This is a genomic window from Nocardia sp. NPDC049149 (assembly GCF_043197455.1).
Classification (GTDB): Bacteria; Actinomycetota; Actinomycetes; order Mycobacteriales; family Mycobacteriaceae; genus Nocardia.
Map to the genome: position 1 here is coordinate 788,781 of NZ_JBICTD010000004.1, position 22,934 is coordinate 811,714.

The window sequence follows — 22,934 nt, forward strand, 5'->3', positions numbered from 1 at the left end:
ATCGTTCCCGATGGATTCAATCGCTATCGCTTATATTTGAGCCTTATGGTCGACATCGAACTACGCCACCTGAAGACCATGGCCGCCATCGCCGAGGACGGAACGTTCGGACGCGCGGCACTTCGGCTCGGCTACACGCAGTCGTCGGTGAGCCAGCAGATCGCCGCCCTGGAGAAGGCCGTCGGTGGCGCCGTCTTCGACCGGCCCGGAGGTCCGAAACCCGTTCGGATCACCCACCTCGGCGAGGTGGTCCTGGCACATGGCCGCGATCTGCTGACGAAAGCGCAGGCCATGAGCGACGCCGTCGATCGCTTCAAGGCGGGTAATGGCCGGATCGACATCGGCACGTTCCAAGGCGTGACCACCTTGATCCTGCCGGGCGTTTTGCGTCGATTGATGGACGAGCACCCCGGCTGCGACATCCGACTCTCCGAGGTGGTCTCCGGCGACCCCCAGATCGGAGGTCTCGACCTGTTGTTCTACGACGGCCGGATCGATGGCGATGTCGAGCACGTCAAGTTGCTCGACGAGCACTACCTGCTGGTGACCGGTCTCGGTGCCTTCCCGGACGGTCCAGTGCCGGTGCCGCTACTCGACGGTGCTCCGATGGTCGCCTGGCCGCCCACCTATCACCAAAGATGGTTGGAGCGAACACTTGCCAGCGATGGCGCGCGCCCACGGATCGTGTTCCGATCCACCGGCCACGAGACCATCCTCTCGATGGTGCGCGCAGGAATCGGCTCGGCGGTCCTGCCATGGCTCGCCCTCCACAGCGCCGATGCGTGGTCCGATGAACGCCTCAGCATCCACCACCTGCAACCATCCCCCACCCGCGAGATCTACCTGCACTGGCCAGCCGACCGCACTCGATCACCCCTGGTATCCCGGGCCATCGACATCGCCTCCGAAGCCGCGGCAGCGCTGGCCAACCAGATGTGAACGCGAATGGGCACCGATCCGGCTCACAGCAGACGCAGCGCGATGGCCGCCACGAGTCCGCTGCCGACTGTGACGACCAGGGCGGCGACCACGTCGATGAGCCAATGCTCGCCCAGCGTCATCCGAGAAGCGGCCACCAGCCCAATCATGACAATCAGGCTGCCTGCCACGGCGTTGCGCCAGGTGGCGGACAGCGACCGGCTGAGCAGCACCGCGGTGCCGCCGAGGGCGGCCAGCAGCACGATATGACCGCTCGGGTACGTCCAGTCTTGGTCGGTGACTGCAGGCCCGGGCCGCTGGAACACCGTCTGCAACACAACGGTCGACGAGCAGGTGGCAAGCAGCGCGCCGGATCGTAGGAGTAGTCCGGTGGCCGCTCCACGCAGGCGCCACCAGATGCCACCGACCACGCTCAGGAGTACAACGAGTCCGAACACCGAACCCGCTCCACTGATCGTCGTGGCCAACGTCGCGCGAGCCGTGCCGGGCGCGGAATAGAGATGATCGACGATCCAGGAGTCGAGCGGCGGAACACGATCCCGCAGCAGCACTCCGGCCAGCATCACCAACGCCAGGAAGGAGCCCCCGACTGCGGCCACTTGCCTCCGTCGCGGCTGCGGCAACTGCGATAGACGTTCCACGAGGTAAACCTAACGAAGCCCACGCGCTCCGACATCAGGGGCGAACCCTTAGCTTTCCCCCAGGCCGGACATCCGGTCACTCACCGGTTGGAAACCGTGGACAACCCACGACAGTTGACTCCGCGATCGACCCCGCCGCTGCGACTGGGTTCAGCGGCGAGTCTCGGCAAGCGGTTGTCAAGCCCCCGTGCGGCTGCCGAGTTTTGTGGGCGGTTGGCGGCGGGATTCGGCGAGGAGTTCGTCGAGTTGGGCTTCGGCTCGCTCTGCGCGGGTGAGGGTTTGGTTGCGGGCTTCGTCGAGCGCTTCGATGCGGTGGGCCGCTTCGGTGCGGGCCTTGTCGATGGTTGCGGCGGCTTCGGCGCGGACGGCGGCAAGGTCGGCGGCGGCGGTGCGGCGGATTTCGGCGAGTTCAGTGCGGGCGGTGTCGAGTTCGATGCGGACCCTGCGCCATTCTTCGCGCGCCTCGTTCGCCGCTTCGATGCGTTCCATCGCTGCCTGTTCGGCGCGCTCGGTCGCCCGTTCGGCGTCTGCGGCCCGCTGGACGGCGAGGTCGCGTTCGGAGTGAGCAGCGGCGACCTGGGCTGATGATTCGCGTTGCGCGGTCGCGGTTTCCGTCGCGGCACGGCGTTCGGCGCGCTCGATCTGTTCGGCGGCTTCCTTGCGGATTCGTTCGATCTCCTCGGCGGATTCGCGACGGACGGTCCGCACCTCGGCCTCGGCTTCGCTGCGGGCGGCGAAGACATCGTCGGCGGCTTGCCTGGTGGCGCGTTCCACTTCGCGCAGTGCGTCCTCGCGGGTGCTGTTCGCCTCGGCGACCAACGCTTCCGCGCGCTCGGCCGCACCGGCCGCGTCGTCGGCAGCAGCCTCGGCTAGCGCGCGTGCTTCCCCGGCTTCCCGCCGCGCCTGTTCCGCGGCGACGGTGGCCATTTCGGCTTCCGCGATCCGCCGGGCGGCGTCGGCTTGGACCGCCTGGACCTGCGCCTCGGCGACGGACGGGTCGCCGAGGGTGGACAGTTCGGCGACAGCGGCATTGAGGGTGTTGCCCAGTTGGTCGGCCAGTCCACGGAATTGGGTGAGCAGCTCGTCCGCCCGCAGCCTGGCCACGGTGACCGGACCTTGCTGCGTCACAGTGACAGTAGCCGAGGGTATCTCCGACTCCTGTTGTTGCCGTTGACGTTCCCGCCAGGCGCGCCACCGCGTGTGATCGGGGTGGTCACAGTATTCGGAAGGGCGGCCGGGGCCACCTGCGCGGGTGATGGGTCGGGCGCAGCCGGGGTAGTTGCAAACGGTGGACACCGGAGAATCGTAGCGTTGGTTTCGTCACTATTGACGTATTCACACGAAACGAAATGCCGCGTGTCGCAGGACAACCCGTTTACCTGACCGCCGGTTCTGACCGCCGATAAGTGAACATTATCGGGGGTCAGGCTTCCTCACTCTCGCCAAATCCGTCGCCGTTATTTCGTTTACGTTTGGTCGCATCCAACGCAACGAAACATCAACGAAAGTCGTTGAAAACTAGGGACGCTGGTACGTGCGTACCATTCCGCGGTTCGGCGGCCGTTAGTCGTTCGTTGGTGGATGCCCAGTCACACCGCCGACCATCGGTGCCGAGACAAAACATCGGTGGATCTGAATCGCAGTGAGCGCGAGACCGATCAACCCACCCGGAAGGTGAAACGACCATGACCACTGCCCCCAAGCCCACCCTGAAACGTGCCGTGCTGTTCGCGTCGGCGTGCACCCTCGCCTTCGGCGCGCTGCAGATCGGCGCGGCTCCTGCCTACGCCGTAACGGGCCCGACCTCGAAGTACGAGTGCCGCGACGTCCAGACCCCCGGCAGCCTGTTCCCCGGGGACGAAGTGGCGTGCACGCTCACGGTCAGCACCACCGGCAACGACTCGTTCACCGATGTCGTTGCCGAAATGACCATTCCGAGCAGCACGGTCTACCAGTCCGGCGGAACACGACAGGGCACGCAGAAGGTCGTCTTCACTCTGGGCGAGATCACCAAGGCCAAGAGCGGATCCGCCACCCTCACCGTCATGGTCGAAGGCCAGACACCCGCGAACACCGCCATTTCCAGTGCGGCAGTGGTCAAGGGCTTCGCACCGAACGGTGCGTTCGACACGACCGCGGCATCCAATACGCTCTCCACCACAACAACCGGTGCAGGGCAGGGCGGCGCCAAGCTGACCGCCAAGGAGGACCGGGCTTCGGTGAACACCTTCGGACGGGCCGAGACCCCCATCTCTGATCTGGTCGACGCTCCGGCTGGCGTCACGCCGAAGATCGTGCAGGTGACCAGCGCGGAACCCAAGAAGGGCTACGTCGGGTTCTCGATCATCGACAACGGCCAGAAGATCGCCTGGACCGCGCTGTGCACCGCAACGGCGCAGGAGAAGACCGAATCCTTCACCGTCAGGATCACCGCTCCCGGTCAGGCGTCCGTCGACGCGAAGGTGACCGTCCTGCTCGGAAACAACGTAGCCAACCAGGGATTCGTGCCGCCGGCCAATTGCGCGCCGAAGCCGTGATGCTCGACTGACACGTACCTCGGATAACGCGGTCGGTGCGGCTATGTAGTAGCCGCACCGACCGCGTATTTGTGTGCAGGGCCATGGGTGCCGCACTACGGCCCCGGAATCCATCAAATGCGAGTAGACAGCACCAAAGCACGCACTCTTGACGAGTCGTCGCAGCTAAGAGCTGCAATTGCCATTCTGGAGCACGGTGTGGAACGCGAGTTGTGGCGGCTGGATTCCGCGTCGATGCTCGGTGTGTGGATTACATCGGATACGCGGGGTTCCTTCCCGACCAGTACCGCCGGGAATCGCTGATCGATCCGACTCCGACCTGGTGGTCGTGGCGCGGCAAACGCGTACATGTTGCCCGTGCCAGCAACCCTGACGCGGGAGTGCGTGCACTGGCCATTCATGGAGCGGGTGGCTACTCGGGTTTGCTGTGGCCACTCGCCGCGCTGGCCGCACGGGAGGGCGTAGACGTGATGGCCGTGGATCTTCCGCTCTACGGCGATACTGTCGAACCGGAGCCGAGTTCGGTTCGCTACGAGGATTGGATCGATCTGCTGTGCGAATTCGTACGCGCTGAAACGAAACTCGACGACCGACCACTGGTCCTGTTCGGCGCGAGCATGGGCGGAATGTTGGCCTACGAGGTCGCCGCCCGCATCGGTACCGTCGCCCATGTGGTGGCGACCTGCCTACTCGATCCCAGCGATCCCGCCGCCCGCCGCGCCGCCACCCGCTGGTCGTTCACCAGCACGGCCGGGCCCGTTCTGCTGCGCACGATGGTCCCGTTGCTCGGCCGCGTCCGGGTGCCGATCCGCTGGGTAGCCGACATGAACAACATGAGCCTCGACCCGGCCTTGTCACGGGCATGCGCCACCGATCCAAAGGGCGGCGGCGTGCAAGTCCCGCTCGGCTTCCTCGCCAGCTTTCTCGGCTTCCGGCACGCGCCGCCCGAAACCTTCGACGCCGCACCACTCACACTCGTCGCCCCCGCCGCGGACCGCTGGACGCCACCGGAGTTGAGCATCCGGTTCCTCGATCGGATAGCGGGTCGGACCGACTTGGTTCTGCTCGAAAACTGCGGACACTTCCCTATCGAGGAACCCGGGCTTACTCAGCTCGCCACAACCTTGCGGTCGGTATTGGAAGCAGTGACGGATTCGACGATGTGAGAGTCATTCTCGGAATTCGGGGGTGAGTCGTTGCACGAGCGCCATCACCTGCTCGGTGGTGATGGTGTGCCGAGTGAGAACCCGATGCACGTGCGCGTCAACGGCATGGACCAGCGTCCGCGCCGTCAGCGCCGCATCGTCACCACCGCGGCCGCAACGCTCGAGGTGATAACCGATTTCATCGACAAGATGGTCCTCGAATGCGCGTAATGCCGCTAGTTCGCCGGGCAGCCGTGGTGCGACACGGTGCAGGAGGGCGTGCAGTGCGGGCCGGTCGCGGTGTAGGTCGACAACGACATCGACGATCGCACGCATCGTCTCCTCGAACGGCGGCTCGGTCGCCCGGAGGGAGGCGAACACCTTATCGAGTTGTTCGCCTCCCTGCACGAGATGCCGTACGGCTAGTGCCTCGAGCATCGCGTGCTTGTTCGGGAAGTACTGGTAGAGCGTTCCGATCGAGACTCCGGCGCGCTCGGCGATCCGGTTGGTCGTTGCTGCCAGCCCCTCGCGGGTGAACATTTGCGCCGCGGCCTCCAGCAGCACGTCCACCGTGTCTCTGGACCGTCGCTGCCTGGGGCGCTTGCGCACGACACCGTTCACCGTTCACCGCTTGTGGCGGCGAGGTAGCGGTCTGACCGCGCGGTCGCCATATACGAGAACGTACCGGAACTGCTGGATCTACTTGTGCTGCACGGAACCCAGTGGGTCGGGGTCGTTCTCCAGAGCGTGAGTGGCTGTCTTCCAACTGGTCTCGTCGATGCCGAGAGCGGTGCGGAGGAACGCCGTGGAGAGCTGTTGGATCAGTGCGACGCGGGCGGGACTTTCGTCCGTCGTCTCGGTGACCTGGTAGCCGGGGATGCCGCCGAGCGAGTGCTCGGCACCGAAAAGGGTGAGCAGGCTTTTGTTGGCCGGGCTGTAGGTGTAGGGGTCGGTGAACCAGTCCGGTCCACGGGTCGACAGGTGGGATTGATCGTTGCCACCGGCGACGATGAGGGCCGGGGTGGTCATGGTGTCGAAGGACGGCCGCAGGAAGGGGAAGTGTTCGGCGGCGAACGGCGTGAGCTCATCGCCGAGGCCGGCAAGGGCAAGCAGCACACCCCCTTTGACGCGGGGGTCGGACATGTCCGCGCCGGGTACGCCGTCGGCGTCGAGGACACGTGCGCCGAGCAGGGTACTTGCCGTCTGCGCTCCCCACGAGTGGCCTGCCACGGCAATGCGGTTGCGGTCGACGCGTCCGCTGAGACCGGGTACGGCGGCTTCGAGCAGGTCGAGTTCATCCAGCACGCGGGTGAGGTCCTCGATGCGGAAGCGCCAAATATTCGGCGTCCGAGGGTCTTCGGCCGGAATGGCGAGTGTCCTGGAATCGAGGTGGGTGGGTTGCATGACCACGAAACCGTGCGCGGCCCAGTAGTCCGCCAATGGTGCGTAGCCCTTCATGGACTCGCCGTAGCCGTGGGAGAAAACGATGACGGGCAAGTCCCTGCCGGTCACCGGGGCGGACACGCGAACCTGCAGATCCGCGCCGCGGCCCGGGGCCGACAGGACGACCGGCTGCACAGCTATCACCGCTGTCGGCGCCTGTTGCGTGGTGTTCGACTCGAGCATGGAACTCTCCTGGCATGATTGAGCAAAGCGGAACGTTGCTCCACAAACGATACGGAGCACTGTTCCGTTTTACAACCACGAAAGGACCGACGCGTTGAACGACAGCAGCGGACAGCCGACCGAGGCCGCCCCCAAACGCAAAGACGCCCGCCGCAACCAGCAGACCCTGTTGGACGCGGCCGCGGCTGTCTTCGTCACCTCGGGCGTGGAGGCACCGGTCCGCGACATCGCCGCCAAGGCAGGCGTCGGCATGGGCACGATCTACCGCCACTTCCCCACCCGCGCCGACCTCGTCATCGCCGTCTACCGTCACCAGGTCGACGCCTGCGCCGAAGCAGGTCCTGCCCTGCTCGCGACCAGCCCGACCCCGCACGCCGCCCTCGAACAATGGGTCGACCTCTTCGTGGCCTTCCTGGTCACCAAGCACGGCCTGCCCTCTGCGATGCACGCGGACAAGGCAGGTTTCGAAACCCTGCACACCTACTTTCTCGATCGCCTGGTTCCCGTCTGCACCCAACTCCTCGACGCCGCAGTCACTTCCGGTGAAATTCGCGCCGACATCGACGCCTACCAACTCATGCGCGGCATCGGAAACCTGTGCATCGGTGCGGAATCCGACCCTCGCTATGACGCCCGTCGGCTCGTCGCCCTGCTCGTCGCAGGACTGCGCACACGGTGACCTGCCGCGACCGTCACGTGACGAGATCGAGCTAGTCTGCACAAGTGATGGATAGGCCCGACCGTCCCCTGCTGTTCCTCGATGTCGATGGACCGTTGCTCCCATTCGGCGGAACAGACAAACAATCGGCCTCGCTTTGTGACGAGGATGCGGCGAATCCGCTTGTGGCACAGCTCGATCCCGCGTTGGGTCCACTCCTGTCGAATCTCGGGTGCGAGCTGATCTGGGCCACCACTTGGTCGCACGACGCCAACCAGTACATCGGCCCTCTTCTCGGGTTGCCGACCTTGGCAGTGATGGAGTGGCCGGAGTCAACGACCGATCCGATCGACACCTGGTTCGGCCTGCACTGGAAGACGCGCGCGCTGGTCGAACGAGCAGCAGGCCGCACGTTCCTCTGGATCGATGACGAGATCAGCGACAGCGACGAGGAATGGGTCTCCACCCAGCACACCGGCCGAGCCCTCCTCTATCGCGTGGATCCCCGAGTCGGCTTGCGGCCGAACGATTTCGACGTCATCGCCACCTGGCTCCAAGCCTGAACGCTAATTCGTGGCGAGGCGCTCCCCCCTGCACGCGCGCATTCTCGAAGTCGGCTCTGTGCCGGATAGCCCACTCGCGAAACGAGTTCGGTCGATTGCCGGTGATGTCCTGGACTGTCGGAAACACGGTAGAGGTGAACGACTCCAGCGCGGTGGCACGCAAGGCCATGATGGCGTCGGCCATGACTTCGGACTGCCCGTGCTGCAGGATCGTCTGACGCGCGACGGCAGGCTCGACTTCGACGAACCGCAGCGGTCTGCCGAGGACTTCGGCGAGCGTGTCGGTCATCTCGCTGGGGCTCAACGCCTCCGGCCCGCTGAGCCGGTAGGTCCGACCGTCGTGACCGTCGCTGGTGAGCACGGCCGCCGCGACCGCGGCGATGTCGTGTTCGTCGATCACCGCGATGCGGCCATGGCCGTAGGTGGCAAACACGCTGTCCTGGTGGCGGATCGACCCGGCCCAGTGCAGCGTGTTGGCCATGAACCCGAGCGGGCCGAGGACGGTCCACCCGATTCCGCTGTCGCGCAGCGCTTGTTCGCCGAGCCGGTGCCAGCTGGGAATCGGATCGGTGGCGGTGTCGTCGCCGGTACGGCCGGAAGACAGTTTGACCACGTGCGCGACGGCGGCGCAGGTGGCCTCGTGCAGCACGTTGGCGTCGTGGACGGGGATGTCCGGCCCGGTGGACAGCAGGAAAACTCGATCGACCCCGCGCATGGCGACGGCAATGTCGGTCGGGTTACCCAAGTCGCCTACCACCACCTCGACGGCGTCGGGAAGTCCGCAGTCGGGGTTGCGGGTCAGCGCGCGCACAGGCACGTTGGCGGCAACGAGTCGGTCGACCACTGCGCGGCCGACGGTGCCGGTGGCACCGGTAACGAGAATCATCAGAGTCCTTCGAGGGGCGTTCACGTCGGGGCCTGTCCCGCGACAGCGATCAGCGTTGATCAGTGACGACCGATAACTCCACGTGCCCGTCTGAACTGGTCGAAATTTTCCATCAAAGCCGCGATAGTGAGAGGAATGACCACCATCGACGAGCTGGATCGCGGCATCGTGCACGCCTTGCACGTGGACGGGCGGGCGCCGTTCAGCCGCATCGCGAAGGTTCTCGGCGTGTCCAATCAGACGGTGGCCCGCCGCTACCGGCGGTTACGCACCGAGGCGGGCCTGCGCGTCGTGGGATCGAGTCACCTCGAGCACGACAACCACACCCGCTGGCTGGTGCGCTTGGGTGCGACCACCGCGGCGGCCCGCACGGTGGCGCAGTCGCTCGCCCGCCGATCGGACACCTCGTGGATCAAATTGCTGTCCGGCGGCACCGAGATTCTGCTCATCGTGCGCACGGCCCGTCCGAACGATGAAGCGCAATCACTTCTGCTGCAACAGATTCCACGTGCTGCCGGAGTGACCACCGTGTCGGCCCACTACGTGCTGCACACCTACCTCGGTGGGCCGACACCGTGGCGCGGACAGGCCGCGACGCTCACCGACCATCAACAACGACAACTCGCGCCCGCTCATGCGCGCCCGGTATCCGGCCATGCAGTATCGGCTGCCGACGATGCGTTGCTGACGGCGCTGCAAGCCGACGGACGCGCGGGCCTGCCCCAGCTCGCCGCGGCCACCGGTTGGTCCGCGGCGACAGTGGCACGCAGGCTCGCCGAATTGCGTGCACGCGAGGAAGTGTTCTTCGACGTCAAAATCGATGAGGCGCTGTTCGGCGTCACCGTTCAGGCACTGCTGTGGATGTCGGTGCCACCGGGGCTGCTCGATCGAGTCGGCGCGGACTTGGCGCGGCATCCGGAACTGGCATTCGTCCTGGCCACCACAGGTCCGAGCAATCTGGTCGCACAGGCGATGTGTGCGGACCCCGCCGCCTTGCACCGCTATCTGACGACCCGCCTCGGCCGTATCGACGGCATCACGGCGCTCGAAGTCACGCCGGTGTTGGTCACGGTCAAAGCCGCGGGGCACCTCTCGACCGAACTTCCCCGCGGCCCGCGGTCCACAACCGAATGAGCCCTCGTACGAGGAGCAACCACTAGCGAAATCAGTTGCTGGCGAGACGATCCCATTGCATACGGGGGTCCTCGTTGGGGAAGTCGTCGCGGATGGTCACGTAGGACGTGTTGGCGGCGGGTGGTGGCCTGCAACCACCACTGCCGGCGGTCGTTGGCGTCACACGGCGCGAACCTGGCGGTGTTCTTGAATCCGTTCTGAGGATCGTCCTGCGTCGTCGCGCACAGTCCGGCGCCCCGGTTCTAGAGCAGGTGATACCCGACCTCCGCCTGCGCGGGACCGGCCACCCCGACCAAACCGGCCGCCGATGCCGCGACGGTCGCGCACACCGCTGAAAGCTTCGTGAATCTCATGTGTCCTCCGGCAATCGAGTAGCTGATACGCGTCGAAGTCTCGAAGGCGCTGATCTCACCTGAGTTTCAATGACCTCTCACGGTCCGATGAACGGACCGCACGGCAGAACTGCTTGAACCCGTACATGTTTCGACATCCGGCCAGCACGCTCGCGCACAGCTGATCGCCCACGCTATCCGTCGGCAGAGGTGGCTGGCATGCGTCCGCTCAGTTGCGGCCGAGTACACAGAATTCGTTGCCTTCCGGGTCGGCCATCACCGACCATGACACCTCGGTGTCGCCGAAGTCGATGTCGGTGGCGCCCAGGGTTCGCAATCGGTCCATGCCCGGCGCGCGATCGTTGCCGCGGAACGGTGCGACGTCGAGATGGACGCGGTTCCACACAACTTTGGGCTCGGGGGTGCGGAGGAACCGCAGATACGGCCCGACGTCCTTGGCCGAACGCAGCATCGCGTGATCGTCGGTCACCTCGTGCACGGTCCAGTCCACCGCCGCACTCCAGAACCGCGCCATGGCTTGCGGGTCGGCGCAGTCGACCACTACCGCACCGATCGGGCCGATGTCTCGGTAGATCTCGAGCGGCTGCTGCACGGAGAACTCGTTGCCCTCGGGGTCGGCCAGCATCCGCCACGGCGCGTCGTCCTGGCCGATGTCGACGGGCGTCGCACCGAGGTCTTCGAGGCGCGCCACCAACTCCGCGTGCTGCGCCACGGACGTGGTGGACAGCTCGAGGCGCACCCGGTTCGGCACGGTCTTGGGCTCGGGTGAGATGACGATGTCGACGCAGACGGCCGCAGGGTCGGGCCAGGTGAAGCCTTCGGGTTCGAGGTTGATCACGCCGGGTTCCTCACTGGAGGAACGCCAGCCGAGCGCCTCCGCCCAGAACCGGCCGAGCGCGACTTCGTCTAGCGCCTTCATGTTGACCTGAACAAGCTGCATCGCCATCCGCAGATCCTATTGTTCGACTGGGATCTTCGCGACGAACGGCCTGATCTGGGCTGCCGCCTAGAATGGCTGATCTGCAGAAGGGAATACTGCCCAGTGCATGCCGAACCTGAAATCCGCACTGCCACCGGTGTACTGCGCGGCAGGTGGGAGGACGAAGTCGCGGTCTTCCGCGGAATCCCGTACGCCCAGCCGCCGTTCGGTGAGCGGCGATTCGCGGCGCCCGTCGCGGTGCCGCCGTGGGACGGGGTCCGTGCGGCGCTGGAGTTCGGTCCGGCCGTTCCTCAATCGGGCGCGATGCCGATGGGCGATGACTGCTTGACCCTCAACGTCTGGTCCCCTGATCTCGGGGCCGCCGGGTTACCTGTGCTGGTGTGGGTTCACGGCGGCGCGTATCTCGAGGGCAGCACCCGGAATCCGCACTACGACGGTGTGATCCTCGCCAGGTCGGGCGTCGTGCTGGTCAGCGTGAACTATCGCACCGGATTCGAGGGGTGGGCCCATCTCGCCGGCGCCCCCGACAATCGCGGTCTTCTCGACCAATCGGCCGCGTTGCGGTGGGTGCAGGACAACATCGCCGTTTTCGGTGGCGATCCGGGCAATGTCACCGTGTGTGGTCAGTCCGCAGGCGCGGGTTCCGTTGCGGCGCTTCTCAGTATGCCGACCTCTGCCGGATTGTTTCGTCGGGCGATAGCGCAGAGCGTCCCCAGCACGTTTTTCTCTACTGGGCTCGCCGAGGCAGTCTCGACAACAATCGCCGCGGAACTCGGTGTGCGAGCCACCGCCCCCGAGTTGGCGGGGATCTCGCCGCTTGCACTGGTGAAGGCGACGGACTCGATCATCCAGACGATGCCGGATTTCGTCGACGCATGGGGACCGATGGCGTTGACGCCGACCCCGTTCTCGCCCGTCGTCGACGGTGACGTGCTCCCGCAGGCCCCGTGGCGCGCACTGGCCGACGGCGCCACGCGGGGCGTGGATCTTCTCGTCGGACACACGCGTGACGAATACCGCCTGATGAATACCCGGCGCAACGACGAGATCACCGATCAGGAGGTGGACGTGACGCTCGAACGTCTCGCGCCCGCTTCGGATTACCGCGCCGCCTACCCTGAATACACCTCCGCGCAGCTGTACGAACTCGTCAACGCCGACTGGTTGTTTCGCATGCCGAGCCTGCATCTCGCGGACGCCAAACACGCAGGCGGCGGGCAGGTCTGGAACTACGAGCTGCTCTGGAGCTTCAACCGGGATCAGGGTGCCTCGCACTGCCTCGACTTCCTGCTCGTGTTCGGCACCCTCAGCCTCGACGACATACGCAACCATCCGTCCGCGCACCCCGACGCCGTCGAGGAATACCTTCGCCTCTCGCACCAAATACGCACGGAATGGATTGATTTCGTGACGACCGGCGACCCCGGTTGGACGCCCTACGACCCGGACACCCGCCCCACCCGCGTGTACACCGCCGACCCGATCACCCAGCCCTACCCCGAGGAACGCTCGCGCGGCCTCTGGCACCAGCACCAGTTCGGCACCTCGGACCTGCGACGGGCCCCCTGACGGACCACCGCGCCGCGGTCAGACCGCGTGCGCTTCCGGTCTCACCCCATGCCGAATGCGCTTGTCGCCGAACACGATCAGTGCGCCGATGAGGAGAATCGCCCAACCAGGTGCGGCGGGCATCGCGGTCACGAGGATCACGGCCCACGCGAGGAGGAGCCAGCCGAGCCATCCGGGTACCCGCTGCTGGTGGCGTGTCGCCCACACGAGGTAGCTGCCGAGCACCACCATCGGCACGCCGAAGCTGCCGAGGCTTACCCAGAAGGCGTGTGCCTGTTCGGATTCGGGGAAGGTGGTCGCCTTGTCCAGCGTGAAGGTGTTCCACCATCCGTCGGCGAACGCTCGCGACCACACCTCGCGAGCTTCGAGCGGAGCGACCACTATGTGCACCGCACCGAACGCCAGGGTGATCCAGCCTGCCGCCTGAGTCAGGTACGCCCGTTTGCCGTTCCCGCGGACTCCGCCTGCACCTGAAATGCCTGTGCTGCTTGATAGTGTCATCGAATCCTCCATCTATACGGCACCGTATAGACCGAGGTTATCGGCCGATATACGGGCCCGTATAGATGATGTGACGGAGGTCAAGGATGGCAACGGCGCGCACACCTCGCCAGGCGTGGATCGACGCTGGCCTGCGCGTGCTGGCCGAGAGCGGGCCGGACGCGGTGCGGATCGAGTCACTGGCGCGCGACCTTCGAGTGAGCAAAGGCGGGTTCTACGGCTACTTCGCCGATCGCAACGCCTTGCTCACCGAGATGCTGAACGCTTGGCAGCAGCGCAGTGTCGACGATGTCCTCGAACAACTCGCCCGCGAAGGCGGCGACACCCTCACCAAGGCAACGCGAGCCGCTCACCTCACCTTCGCCGCCGATCTCCTCCCGATAGACCTGGCCATCCGCAGCTGGGCACGCCGCGACCCCGCGGTCGCCGCACGACTCCGACACGTCGACAACCAGCGAATGGACTTGCTCCGCACCACCTTCGGACCGCACCACGCGAACAAGGCCGACCTCGAGGCCCGCTGCCTGCTCGCCTTCGCCGCCGCCATCGCCGGCGACCTGATCGCGGTAGATCATCCTGAGCAAACCCGCGCAGAAGTGCTCAACCGTGCCGCGCGACTACTGTTCTCGGCCTCGGAAACCCTGACCTGAGCCTCAGACATCGGCGAACCCAGCCGAGGCGTGATCTAGCCGCGAGCGCCGATGGCGCGGACCGCAGGGGCGAGCGAGGATCAGATCGCCACGGTCGCCACCTGGCGGCATTCGCCGTTCTTCGACGATGCCGAACGTGCGGCGCTGGCCCTCGCCGACGCCGCCACCCGCCCGGCGACCGACGGCGGACTGTCGGACGAACAGTGGGAGGACCTGGCCCGGCACTTCAGCGAGAAGCAGTGTGCCGCATGGCCTGCTGCGGCTGCGGCGATGGCACGTTCCGTTCGACGCGCGCGAGACGCGCCGATCCCGCGAAACTGCCTGCTGCGACAGCAGAATGGGGAGGTCGGGCTAGGGCAGGGAGCGCAGTGGTGGAGGAGTTGAACGCGGTCGTCGCGGTGCCGGAGTCGGTGCGGACCGAGTTGCGCAGGGGTGTGCGCAGCGTGCTGGTGGACGCGGCGGCGCTGCGTCTGGTCCGCGAGCGCTTCGACGACAACCAGGCCGGGTCGTTGCGCCGCTATCTCGAGGCTTCGCAGTCGGCGAATACGTTGCGCGCGTACCGCACCGACTGGATCGCCTGGTCGGCCTGGTGTCTTGCCGAGAGCAGGCAGGCGATGCCCGCTGACCCGCTCGACGTCGCCGTGTACCTGGCCGCCGCGGCCGATGCCCGCCGCGACTCCGGCGAATGGGCCTTCAGCGCAGCCACATTGGAACGCAAATCCGCCGCCATCGCCGCGGTGCATGCCGCCAACGGACTGCCCTCCCCTACCCGTTCCGACGTCGTCCGCCTCACCCTGCGTGGTATCCGCCGCACCCGGCGTAGCCAACCGAAACGCAAACGTCCCGTGCTGCTGCACACCCTCGATCAACTCCTTGCCGGGCTCCCCGAACCCGGCTGGCCCACCGAACCCGCCCGGCGCCGCGACCGGCTCGTGCTGCTGATCGGGTTCGCCGGGGCGCTGCGCCGCAGCGAGCTCGCCGGGCTTCGCATCGCCGATGTGGAGGTTCAGCTCGACCACACCACCGGCGAACCCGTCCTGCTGGTGCGGTTGCCGTCGACGAAGACCGACCCCACCGGTGTCGCCGAACAACGCGTCGCACTGCCTCGCGGCCAGCGTCCACGGACGTGCCCGGTTTGTGCGTTCGCCGACTGGGTGCACCTCCTCGAAATAGACGCCGCCGACGGCACATCGGGTCTGCGCGCCCATCTCACCGAAGAGCCGAGCGGAGACCCCGACATCCACCGATGCCACGGCTTCACCGGGACCGCGTTGTCGGCGCAACCCGATCTGCCCTTGTGTCCCACCATCAATCGTCACGGCACGGTCGCCGCCACCCCGATGTCCGGCCGCGCCGTCGCCGAACTCGTCAAACGCTACGCCGCCCGCGCAGGCCTCGACCCGGACCTCTTCTCCGGCCACTCCTTACGTGCAGGCTTCGCCACCCAAGCCGCGTTGGGTGGCGCCAGCGACCGCGAAATCATGCGTCAGGGGCGCTGGTCCAACCCGCGCACCGTGCACGGCTACATCCGCACCGCAAACCCGCTGGAAGACAACGCCGTAACCAAACTCGGCCTCTGACCGCCAGGACGCGAGCAGCACCGACTCGTCGCCAGCGGCCGCCAGTCACCGCTCGGCTGATCCCCGTCGACCTGGTGGCCGACGGGCCTTCCGCGCCGCCGGTGGGGCCAGCGTTCACGTTCGGCGTACACCGAATACTGCACGCCTACTGCGAATTACCCACGTGGGCAGGCGTCCCGACTTCTACGAGTCCGGTCAAGGCTTGCGGCAGCGGCCCCTGGTGCAGGACACCGAGGCGTTGAGTGGCGCGGGTGAGTGCCACGTAGAGTTCGGCGGCGCCGCGTGGACCTTCGGCGAGGATCCGCTCGGGATCCACCACCAGCACGGCGTCGAACTCGAGTCCCTTCGTCTCCGACGCCGTCACCGTGCCTGGCACGTCCGGTGGTCCGATCACGATGCTTGTGCCTTCGCGCCCGGCTTCGTCGCGGACGAATTCCTCGATCGCGGTGGACAGTTCGCCAGCATCGACCTGCTTGGACCACGGCTGGACACCGCACGCGCGCACCGATTCCGGCGCTTGCACTTCGGGTGCGAATTTGGCGAGCAGCGCGGCGGCAACGCTCATGATCTCCGCGGGGGTGCGGTAGTTCACCGTCAGCGATCGATACACCCACCTACCGGGCACATACGGCTCGAACATCGTGTCCCACGAGGTCGCGCCCGCCGCCGAACGGCGTTGCGCGAGATCGCCTACCACGGTGAACGATCGGCTCGGGCAGCGCCGCATCAACACCCGCCAGTCCATTTCGGACAGCTCCTGCGCCTCGTCGACCACGACGTGCCGGTAGGTCCAATCCCGATCCGCGGCAGCGCGTTCGGCGACCTCCCTGGTGTCGCGCTCGACGAATCGGTCGGCGAGATCCTCGGCGTAGAGCATGTCCTGGGCGAACAGGTGGTCTTCGTCGTCCATCATGTCCGCGCGGTCGACGAGGAGATCCATCACGCCCGCGGCGTACTCGGCTTCCTCCTTCCGTTCCCGCTCGGCGACTTGTTCGGCGGCGCGGTCGGCGGCTTTGTCCCGACCGAGCAGGTCGACGAGCTCATCGAGCAGCGGGACATCCGACACCGTCCATGCGTCGCCCTCGGCGCGCAGCAACGCCGGATCGGCGCCGGCCGCACGCAACCGCTCCGGTGACGTATACAGCTCTGCCAGTAGGGCTTCCGGTGTCAGGATCGGCCACAACGCGTCGAGCGCGGCGATGAACTCCTCGTTGCCCGCGAGCTCCTCGAGCAGGTCGGTGCGCAGCTGCTCCCATGCATCCTTGTCCGCACGGGTCAGCCAGCCGTCGCCGATGCGGGCGATCGCGCGTTCGGTGAGCACGTAGGTGATGATCTCGGTGAACACCGTGCGGGCCGCGTTGTGCGGCTGCCCGCTCGCCCGCGCCTCCTCCCTGGCCCATTCGGCGGTCGCGGCGTCGATGCGGACCGTGACGTCGGTCAACTCGAGCGACAGCGGTTCCTCCGGCAATCGCTGCCGATCGGCGATCGCGCCCGCCAGCACGTCGAGGATCTTCAGCGAGCCCTTGAGCCGCGCCGCCTCGGGAGTGTCCTCGGCCGTGACCCGCAGACCGGGCACGAGGTCGCCGGTGGTCACGAAGACCACGTTGGACTCGCCCAGCGACGGCAGCACGTGGCTGATGTGGTTCAAGAACGCCGGGTTGGGGCCGACCACGAGCACGCCGTGCCGTTCCATCCGCTCCCGCTGGGTGTAGAGCAGGTAGGCGACGCGGTGCAGCGCGACCACGGTCTTCCCGGTGCCGGGGCCGCCCTCGATCACCAGCACACCCGAGTGCTCGAGCCGGATGATCTCGTCCTGCTCGGCCTGGATCGTCGCCACGATGTCGCGCATGCCCGCACCGCGCGGCGCGTTGACCGCCGCGAGCAGCGCCGCGTCGCCCCGCTCGGCGTCGCCGGGACGGCCGAGCACCTCGTCGGTGAAGTCGACCACGCGACGCCCACGGGTGTGGAACTGGCGGCGCCTGCGCATGTTCTCCGGGTTCGCCGCGGTCGCGACATAGAACGCGCGCGAGGCGGGCGCGCGCCAGTCGAGCAGCAACGGTTCGAACTCGTTCGCCTCGTCGAACAGCCCGATCCGGCCGATGTAAGAGTGCTCACCCGAGAGACTGTCCAGCCGGCCGAAACACAGGCCCTCGTCGGCGACATCCAGCCGCGTCATCTCCTTGGCCAGCGCACGCACCTCGAAATCCCGTTCCATGGCCGATCCGCCCTTGTCGCGCAGCGCCGCGCTGTACTTGCCCTTCACCCGCGCACGCTCGGCATCGAGCCGCGCGTAGAGCCCGGCCACGTAGTCGCGTTCGGACTCCAATTCCGCGGCGTACCCTTGCACCGTCACCTCGGTCATAGCCACACTCCTTCACATCCCTCCGCGGCCGCCCGTCGCGACTCCCATTTCCGCAGCTTCTGGCCTCGGCCAGCGATTGTGCGCCATCACCCCGGCCTTGCCGCAAGCCCCCCTGTGCGATATACAGTGAATATGGAAGGGAGCGAGTTCTCCTCCCCCCTCCGTATTCCGGCGAAATGTGACGCCGAACACCCCAGTCTCCTGAACGGCTGTCTGCCGTCCGCACGACAGCCGGTCCGCCTTTCGAATGACGCTGTGCGGCAGCAAAGCTGGATACGCTGAAGCTGCGAGCGGAGGGGGCGGGGGTTGCCGATCAAGGACACTCAGGATCGCTATCCCCTACTGCGGTCACGCACCTTCGTCGGATTCTGGGCGGCGGACAGCGTGTCGATGTTCGGCACCTACATCACCGCGCAAGCGCTGCAGTTGCTCGCTGTCGAGACACTTGATGCCGCGCCGCTCGAACTCGGGATCCTGCGTGCGGCACAGTGGTTGCCGTACCTGCTGCTCGGCTTGCTCGCCGGCGTGCTCATCGATCGACATCGGCGCAAGCCGATCCTGGTGGGAGCCGACCTCATTCGCGCCGCAGTGCTCGCGCTGATCCCGTTGGCCGCGCTCGTGCACGCGTTGACCATGCCGCTGCTCATCGGGCTGGTGCTGGTGTTCGGCGCGGTATCGCTGCTGTATGACGCTGCCCACCAATCGTTTCTCCCGAGCCTGGTGCCTGCCCGGCTCCTTACCCAAGCCAATGTTCGGCTCGAACAGTCCTCGGCGGTAGCGCAAGTCGCGGGTCAAGGCATCGCAGGCTGGTTGATCAAGTTCCTCGGTCCGCCGACGGCGATCCTCATCGACGCGGTGTCGTATCTCATCTCCGGCGTCGTCCTCGCGAAACTTCCTGTGGTGGAACGCAAGCCGACGCGCGAGGCACGCACTGTGCGGGCCGAGATCGGCGAGGGCCTGCGCTGGGTGTACGGACACCGCACGCTCGGCCCGCTCGCCCTGTCGAGTCACGCGTGGTTCTTCTTCACCTCGATGGTGTCAGCCCTCTACGCCTACTACGTCGTCAAAGACCTCGGCTTCGACGCCGCAGCACACGGAATGACACTCACCGTCGGCGGTCTCGGCGCGGTCATCGGCTCCTCGCTCGCCACGAAACTCGGCACCCGATTCGAGGTCGGTCCGGCCGTCATTGCCGCAAATTGGCTGTCGCCCGCCGGATACGCGCTGATCCCGTTGGCGCACAACGGAACCTCCGCCTTCGCCATCCTCTGTGCCGGGCAGTTCCTGTTCTGGTTGTCCGTCGGCAGCACCAGCCCCCTCGAAATGGGCTACTGCCAGTCGGTAACCCCCGACCACCTGCTCGGCAGGAGAAGCGCCATCACGCGCTCGCTCAACCGCGGCGCCATCGTCCTCGGCGCACCACTCGGCGGCCTGCTGGCCGCCACCTTCAGTGTCCGCACCGCACTGTGGATCGGCGTCGCAGGTCTCACCGTGTCCGTGGCCGCGCTGACCGTGTCCCCATTCCGCCACGCCCGCTTGCCTATTGCCCACGCCGAGGCGGTTTAGGTGACGGGTACAGTGCCTGCGTGGCTGTCACCGTAGAAGTGCTGAGGGTCGTCGACGAAGAGACCGTGGAAGCTTTCGAGCGACTCCTACCGCAGTTGTCGCAGTCGGCGAAGCGACTCGACCGTGCGGCGTTGGCGCAGTTGGTATCTGCGGAATCGACGACGGTGCTCGTCGCCCGCAGCGACGGAAAGCTTGTCGGCACATTGAGCTTGGTGATGTTCCCGATCCCGTCGGGCCTTCGCGCGCGCGTGGAAGACGTCGTCGTCGATGACAGCGCTCGCGGCCAAGGCATCGGCGCCGCTCTCATCGAAGAGGCGAAGTCCCGCGCAACCGCCGCGGGCGCAAGGACTCTCGATCTGACCTCGCGCGCCTCACGGACCGCCGCCAACCGACTCTACGAGCGGCTCGGGTTCCAGCCGCGGGACTCGCAGGTCTACCGGTTCTCGCCGACGAGCTGATCCGCTGACTGCGCACGCAGGAAAGCCGTTTGGACCGCTGAATAGTCCGTATTGACCGTCACGCGGTCGCCCAGACCGGCAGGGGCTCCCGGGCCTGCAACCACGTCTCCGGTATGCCGCGACCTCCGATTCCCGTGTGCGCGGCTACAATTCCGCCGACGATAGCGGCCGTCGTGTCCGCGTCACCGCCTGCTTCGACGCAGGCGGTGACGGCGGCGGGATAGTCGTCGAGGAAGGTGGCGGCCACCCACAGGGTGAACGGGACCGTGTCCTGTGCGCTGACTTCCGCGCCGTTGCCGAGCTCGTAGGCGGCTTCGACGACCGAGCGGCCGAGGAGGTTCCTGGCACGGCGAACACCCGCCGCCGTCCGGCCATCGATGAAATACGGTTCGACTGCGTCCAGTAATTCGCTTGGTGTACAACCGCTTTCGCGGGTCGACGCGGCATGACTTGCCGCGACGGCCACCATCATGGCACCGACTATCGCTTCCGGATGCCGGTGGGTGACCTCGGCCGACAACGCCGCCTGTGCCGCAGCACGATCGGGGTCGCCGGCGAAGTACGCCCCGAGCGGGGCGACACGCATCGCCGCACCGTTCCCCCACGACCCGCGCCCGTCGAACGCGCCGCCCGCCGCTTCGGCCCACGGACGACCGTCTCGAATCTCGTGCAGCACAACGACGGTGCCGCCACCATATCCGCGATAAGGCTCACAACGGTCGGCGAATGCGGCCGCGAGCGCGTCGCGATCGATGCGATCGCGGTGGCAGATCTCCGAGTAGACCGAACAGGCCATCTCGGTATCGTCGGTCCACTCCCAGGGGGCAGCAGGCACTCGGCCCGCGAGAAGATCAGCCACCGAGCGGCCGGGTACGAAGAATTGCGCGCCGAGCGCATCACCAACGGACAAACCCGCGAGACTGTCACGGGCGAAATCAGAAACTAGAGGCATACGGGGGCAATGGTGCCACAACCGCGACCTGCCCCTGCAATACCCCAATATGCGCGGCCGTAGGCAAGGAGTTTGTGATCACCATCCGGCGGAACGATTCCACCGATCTTCGCGGCCGCATCACTGTCCTCGCGTGCTTCGGACCGGCTGCGGATGGGCGCCGAGCTCTCCTGCACGACCACCTCAGTCCGTGATGTGATGGCGGCATGGATGTGCCGCCCGACGTAGCCGAGGTTCTTGCCGAATTCGGATCGGCGGTCCGTCCGATCGCGGGCGTGGTCGCACTGTATGTCGGTGGATCGCTGGCGACCAAGGACTATCGGGCTGGAGTCAGCGATCTCGACTTGGTGGCGCTTGTCGACGGTCCGTTGAATGACCAACAGCGCCAACAGCTCCGAGACCTCCATCGCACCCTGATCGCCGAGTACCGTGCGGCGGACAAGCTGCACTGCGTGTATGTGCCGATCGGCGAGCTCGCGGATGTCACGGCGGCGCACGTCACCTGGGCGGCGAAGATGCTGTTTCAGCGATCGTGCACCGGCATTGCCCGAGCCGAGTTGCTGCGCCATGGATTTGCCGTGTTCGGTCCGCCGATCAGCGCGACGATCCCGCCGGTTTCCTCAGCGGAGCTGCGCGAAGCGGTCCGCAGAGACCTGCGCAACTACTGGATCCCTGCGCTTCGTCGACCCTCGATCTGGTTCCAGGACTCCTACATCGATCTGAGCCTGTTCACCGTGGCCCGCGCCGAGGTCACCTTGCTCGAGGACAGGCTGCCGACCAAATCCGAAGCCCTGCAACGGTTCGAGCGCTTCGCCGTCCCCGCCGCCCTGATCGATCAGGTCCGGCGTCGACGAGATCGTCAACCTACGACCATTTCGTTCATCGGGCGGATCCGCCGGGCCGGTGTGGTCCGTCGCCTTGTGGCCGAGCGCATCCAGTACCTGTTGGCCTTGACCTCGGACTGATCCGGCGTGGTGCCGTCGGTACGAAAGTGGTTGGGCACGAGCATGTCCCGTGCACCCATGAACGGGACATGCTCGAACGCGAGGACGCGGTCAGTTGCCTTGAGCGGCGGCCGCGACCGGCTGCCATTCGCGCCACAGTGCCAGACGGGACTCGTATTCGGCGGTGGCGATGGTGAGCGGGATTTCGCCGAGGAACATGCGCAAAGGGGGTTCTTCGGCGTCTACGACGGTAAGGATCGCGGTGGCAGTGGCAGCGGGGTCACCACTGCGCATGGCGCCGCGCTGGGCTGCCCGCCGCTCGCGGGCACCGTCGTAGGCGGAGATCGGGGTGGCATGTTTGGCGGAGGGACCGGCCCAGTCGGTGCCGAATCCGCCTGGCTCGATGAGGGTTACGTGGATGCCGAACTCCGCCACCTCTTGGGCCAGCGCCTGAGAGAAGCCTTCCAACGCCCACTTCGACGCGTGGTAGGCGCCCAGGTTTATGAACGCGGCGATGCCGCCGATGCTCGAGACCTGCAGGATGTGGCCGCTACCCTGAGCGCGCAGGATCGGCACCGCGGCCTGGGTGATCCACAGAGCGCCGAAGACGTTGGTCTCGAATTGAGCGCGGAGTTCGTCCTCCGACAGTTCCTCGATCATGCCGAATTGGCCGTAGCCCGCGTTGTTGACGACGACGTCGAGTCGGCCGAACCGTTCGGCGGCCTGTTGGACGGCCGCGAAGTCACCTGCTCGGTCGGTGACGTCCAACTGCAGTGGCAGGAACGTGTCGGGGTACTTGGTGACCAGGTCGTCGAGGGTGCTCGTGTCGCGCGCGGTCCCTGCGACACTGTCGCCGCGTTCCAGCGCGGCAAGGGCCCATTCACGCCCGAAGCCGCGCGATACTCCCGTGATGAACCAGATTTTGCTCAT

The 22,934-nt window shown here is 66.5% G+C and carries 23 protein-coding genes; 13 read left to right on the forward strand and 10 right to left on the reverse strand.

From position 1 onward, the window contains the following. The first annotated feature begins 45 nt into the window (after positions 1-45). Complete coding sequence (locus ACGFNJ_RS19325) at positions 46-939, forward strand: LysR family transcriptional regulator (RefSeq protein ID WP_393449503.1); 894 nt, start codon at positions 46-48, stop codon at positions 937-939. A 23-nt stretch (positions 940-962) separates the two neighbouring features. Here the strand turns inward: ACGFNJ_RS19325 and ACGFNJ_RS19330 are convergent, their stop codons facing one another. Together ACGFNJ_RS19330 and ACGFNJ_RS19335 are read right to left on the reverse strand one after the other, a co-directional pair. Next, positions 963-1,538: a phosphatase PAP2 family protein gene (locus ACGFNJ_RS19330; RefSeq protein ID WP_393449506.1), complete on the reverse strand. Its 576-nt coding sequence runs from the start codon at positions 1,536-1,538 to the stop codon at positions 963-965. A gap of 219 nt (positions 1,539-1,757) precedes the next feature. Continuing rightward, the gene (locus ACGFNJ_RS19335; RefSeq protein WP_393449509.1) at positions 1,758-2,708 is read right to left on the reverse strand and encodes a hypothetical protein; all 951 of its coding nucleotides are present in this window, start codon (positions 2,706-2,708) and stop codon (positions 1,758-1,760) included. Between the two features lie 557 nt (positions 2,709-3,265). Between ACGFNJ_RS19335 and ACGFNJ_RS19340 the strand changes: the two genes are divergently transcribed. Both ACGFNJ_RS19340 and ACGFNJ_RS19345 read left to right on the forward strand, forming a co-directional pair. After that, a complete protein-coding gene (locus ACGFNJ_RS19340; protein ID WP_393449512.1) occupies positions 3,266-4,117 on the forward strand; it encodes a hypothetical protein in 852 nt (283 codons plus the stop codon). 245 nt (positions 4,118-4,362) lie between these two features. After that, on the forward strand, positions 4,363-5,283 hold the full coding sequence (locus ACGFNJ_RS19345; protein WP_393449515.1) for an alpha/beta hydrolase: 921 nt from the start codon (positions 4,363-4,365) through the stop codon (positions 5,281-5,283). A 3-nt stretch (positions 5,284-5,286) separates the two neighbouring features. Here ACGFNJ_RS19345 and ACGFNJ_RS19350 read toward each other — a convergent pair whose 3' ends face one another. Together ACGFNJ_RS19350 and ACGFNJ_RS19355 are read right to left on the reverse strand one after the other, a co-directional pair. Beyond that, the gene (locus ACGFNJ_RS19350) at positions 5,287-5,871 is read right to left on the reverse strand and encodes a TetR/AcrR family transcriptional regulator (RefSeq protein WP_393449518.1); all 585 of its coding nucleotides are present in this window, start codon (positions 5,869-5,871) and stop codon (positions 5,287-5,289) included. Positions 5,872-5,961: 90 nt separating this feature from the next. After that, positions 5,962-6,888 carry an alpha/beta hydrolase family protein gene (locus ACGFNJ_RS19355; RefSeq protein ID WP_393449521.1) on the reverse strand — a complete coding sequence of 309 codons (927 nt, stop codon included), beginning with the start codon at positions 6,886-6,888 and terminating at the stop codon, positions 5,962-5,964. Positions 6,889-6,982: 94 nt separating this feature from the next. On the opposite strand from ACGFNJ_RS19355, the gene ACGFNJ_RS19360 reads away from it, so the two are divergent. Beyond that, on the forward strand, positions 6,983-7,567 hold the full coding sequence (locus ACGFNJ_RS19360) for a TetR/AcrR family transcriptional regulator (protein WP_393449524.1): 585 nt from the start codon (positions 6,983-6,985) through the stop codon (positions 7,565-7,567). Between the two features lie 47 nt (positions 7,568-7,614). Beyond that, positions 7,615-8,109: an HAD domain-containing protein gene (locus ACGFNJ_RS19365; RefSeq protein WP_393450051.1), complete on the forward strand. Its 495-nt coding sequence runs from the start codon at positions 7,615-7,617 to the stop codon at positions 8,107-8,109. On the opposite strand, the gene ACGFNJ_RS19370 is transcribed toward ACGFNJ_RS19365, so the two are convergent. After that, positions 8,084-8,995: an NAD(P)H-binding protein gene (locus ACGFNJ_RS19370; protein WP_393449527.1), complete on the reverse strand. Its 912-nt coding sequence runs from the start codon at positions 8,993-8,995 to the stop codon at positions 8,084-8,086. The genes ACGFNJ_RS19365 and ACGFNJ_RS19370 overlap by 26 nt on opposite strands. A 135-nt stretch (positions 8,996-9,130) precedes the next feature. On the opposite strand from ACGFNJ_RS19370, the gene ACGFNJ_RS19375 reads away from it, so the two are divergent. Then, positions 9,131-10,129 (forward strand): Lrp/AsnC family transcriptional regulator, encoded by a 999-nt coding sequence (locus ACGFNJ_RS19375; protein WP_393449530.1) that lies wholly within the window; start codon positions 9,131-9,133, stop codon positions 10,127-10,129. Positions 10,130-10,690: 561 nt separating this feature from the next. On the opposite strand, the gene ACGFNJ_RS19380 is transcribed toward ACGFNJ_RS19375, so the two are convergent. Further along, the gene (locus tag ACGFNJ_RS19380; protein ID WP_393449533.1) at positions 10,691-11,428 is read right to left on the reverse strand and encodes a VOC family protein; all 738 of its coding nucleotides are present in this window, start codon (positions 11,426-11,428) and stop codon (positions 10,691-10,693) included. 96 nt (positions 11,429-11,524) lie between these two features. On the opposite strand from ACGFNJ_RS19380, the gene ACGFNJ_RS19385 reads away from it, so the two are divergent. After that, positions 11,525-12,991 (forward strand): carboxylesterase/lipase family protein, encoded by a 1,467-nt coding sequence (locus ACGFNJ_RS19385; RefSeq protein ID WP_393449536.1) that lies wholly within the window; start codon positions 11,525-11,527, stop codon positions 12,989-12,991. A gap of 18 nt (positions 12,992-13,009) precedes the next feature. Here the strand turns inward: ACGFNJ_RS19385 and ACGFNJ_RS19390 are convergent, their stop codons facing one another. Then, complete coding sequence (locus ACGFNJ_RS19390) at positions 13,010-13,492, reverse strand: DUF6463 family protein (RefSeq protein WP_393449539.1); 483 nt, start codon at positions 13,490-13,492, stop codon at positions 13,010-13,012. An 86-nt stretch (positions 13,493-13,578) separates the two neighbouring features. On the opposite strand from ACGFNJ_RS19390, the gene ACGFNJ_RS19395 reads away from it, so the two are divergent. The 3 genes from ACGFNJ_RS19395 to ACGFNJ_RS19405 are packed head-to-tail and all read left to right on the forward strand — an operon-like array spanning position 13,579 to position 15,722. After that, complete coding sequence (locus tag ACGFNJ_RS19395) at positions 13,579-14,142, forward strand: TetR/AcrR family transcriptional regulator (RefSeq protein WP_393449542.1); 564 nt, start codon at positions 13,579-13,581, stop codon at positions 14,140-14,142. 51 nt (positions 14,143-14,193) lie between these two features. Next, entirely contained in the window at positions 14,194-14,526 is a 333-nt protein-coding gene (locus ACGFNJ_RS19400; protein ID WP_393449545.1) for a carboxymuconolactone decarboxylase family protein, read from the forward strand. Beyond that, entirely contained in the window at positions 14,511-15,722 is a 1,212-nt protein-coding gene (locus tag ACGFNJ_RS19405) for a site-specific integrase (RefSeq protein WP_393449548.1), read from the forward strand. The genes ACGFNJ_RS19400 and ACGFNJ_RS19405 overlap by 16 nt, the downstream gene beginning before the upstream one ends. 145 nt (positions 15,723-15,867) lie before the next feature. On the opposite strand, the gene helR is transcribed toward ACGFNJ_RS19405, so the two are convergent. Continuing rightward, the gene (helR, locus tag ACGFNJ_RS19410; RefSeq protein ID WP_393449551.1) at positions 15,868-18,084 is read right to left on the reverse strand and encodes an RNA polymerase recycling motor ATPase HelR; all 2,217 of its coding nucleotides are present in this window, start codon (positions 18,082-18,084) and stop codon (positions 15,868-15,870) included. A gap of 306 nt (positions 18,085-18,390) precedes the next feature. Here helR and ACGFNJ_RS19415 point away from each other — a divergent pair, with 306 nt between their 5' ends. After that, positions 18,391-19,650, forward strand: coding sequence for an MFS transporter (locus ACGFNJ_RS19415; RefSeq protein WP_393449554.1), 1,260 nt, complete (start codon positions 18,391-18,393; stop codon positions 19,648-19,650). 20 nt (positions 19,651-19,670) lie between these two features. Further along, complete coding sequence (locus ACGFNJ_RS19420) at positions 19,671-20,108, forward strand: GNAT family N-acetyltransferase (protein ID WP_393449557.1); 438 nt, start codon at positions 19,671-19,673, stop codon at positions 20,106-20,108. Positions 20,109-20,166: 58 nt separating this feature from the next. On the opposite strand, the gene ACGFNJ_RS19425 is transcribed toward ACGFNJ_RS19420, so the two are convergent. After that, a complete protein-coding gene (locus tag ACGFNJ_RS19425; RefSeq protein ID WP_393449560.1) occupies positions 20,167-21,018 on the reverse strand; it encodes an ADP-ribosylglycohydrolase family protein in 852 nt (283 codons plus the stop codon). Between the two features lie 248 nt (positions 21,019-21,266). Between ACGFNJ_RS19425 and ACGFNJ_RS19430 the strand changes: the two genes are divergently transcribed. Next, on the forward strand, positions 21,267-22,025 hold the full coding sequence (locus tag ACGFNJ_RS19430) for a nucleotidyltransferase domain-containing protein (RefSeq protein ID WP_393449563.1): 759 nt from the start codon (positions 21,267-21,269) through the stop codon (positions 22,023-22,025). Between the two features lie 90 nt (positions 22,026-22,115). On the opposite strand, the gene ACGFNJ_RS19435 is transcribed toward ACGFNJ_RS19430, so the two are convergent. Continuing rightward, positions 22,116-22,934 carry an SDR family oxidoreductase gene (locus ACGFNJ_RS19435; protein ID WP_393449566.1) on the reverse strand — a complete coding sequence of 273 codons (819 nt, stop codon included), beginning with the start codon at positions 22,932-22,934 and terminating at the stop codon, positions 22,116-22,118.

Bases quoted from the DNA above. Each gene is read 5' to 3' on its own strand.
- ACGFNJ_RS19325 (WP_393449503.1), top strand. From the start codon at position 46: ATGGTCGACATCGAACTACGCCACCTGAAGACCATGGCCGCCATCGCC.
- ACGFNJ_RS19340 (WP_393449512.1), top strand. From the start codon at position 3,266: ATGACCACTGCCCCCAAGCCCACCCTGAAACGTGCCGTGCTGTTCGCG.
- ACGFNJ_RS19355 (WP_393449521.1), bottom strand. From the start codon at position 6,888: ATGCTCGAGTCGAACACCACGCAACAGGCGCCGACAGCGGTGATAGCT.
- ACGFNJ_RS19365 (WP_393450051.1), top strand. From the start codon at position 7,615: ATGGATAGGCCCGACCGTCCCCTGCTGTTCCTCGATGTCGATGGACCG.
- ACGFNJ_RS19370 (WP_393449527.1), bottom strand. From the start codon at position 8,995: ATGATTCTCGTTACCGGTGCCACCGGCACCGTCGGCCGCGCAGTGGTC.
- ACGFNJ_RS19375 (WP_393449530.1), top strand. From the start codon at position 9,131: ATGACCACCATCGACGAGCTGGATCGCGGCATCGTGCACGCCTTGCAC.
- ACGFNJ_RS19380 (WP_393449533.1), bottom strand. From the start codon at position 11,428: ATGGCGATGCAGCTTGTTCAGGTCAACATGAAGGCGCTAGACGAAGTC.
- ACGFNJ_RS19390 (WP_393449539.1), bottom strand. From the start codon at position 13,492: ATGACACTATCAAGCAGCACAGGCATTTCAGGTGCAGGCGGAGTCCGC.
- ACGFNJ_RS19395 (WP_393449542.1), top strand. From the start codon at position 13,579: ATGGCAACGGCGCGCACACCTCGCCAGGCGTGGATCGACGCTGGCCTG.
- ACGFNJ_RS19400 (WP_393449545.1), top strand. From the start codon at position 14,194: ATGGCGCGGACCGCAGGGGCGAGCGAGGATCAGATCGCCACGGTCGCC.
- helR (WP_393449551.1), bottom strand. From the start codon at position 18,084: ATGACCGAGGTGACGGTGCAAGGGTACGCCGCGGAATTGGAGTCCGAA.
- ACGFNJ_RS19430 (WP_393449563.1), top strand. From the start codon at position 21,267: ATGGATGTGCCGCCCGACGTAGCCGAGGTTCTTGCCGAATTCGGATCG.
- ACGFNJ_RS19435 (WP_393449566.1), bottom strand. From the start codon at position 22,934: ATGAGCAAAATCTGGTTCATCACGGGAGTATCGCGCGGCTTCGGGCGT.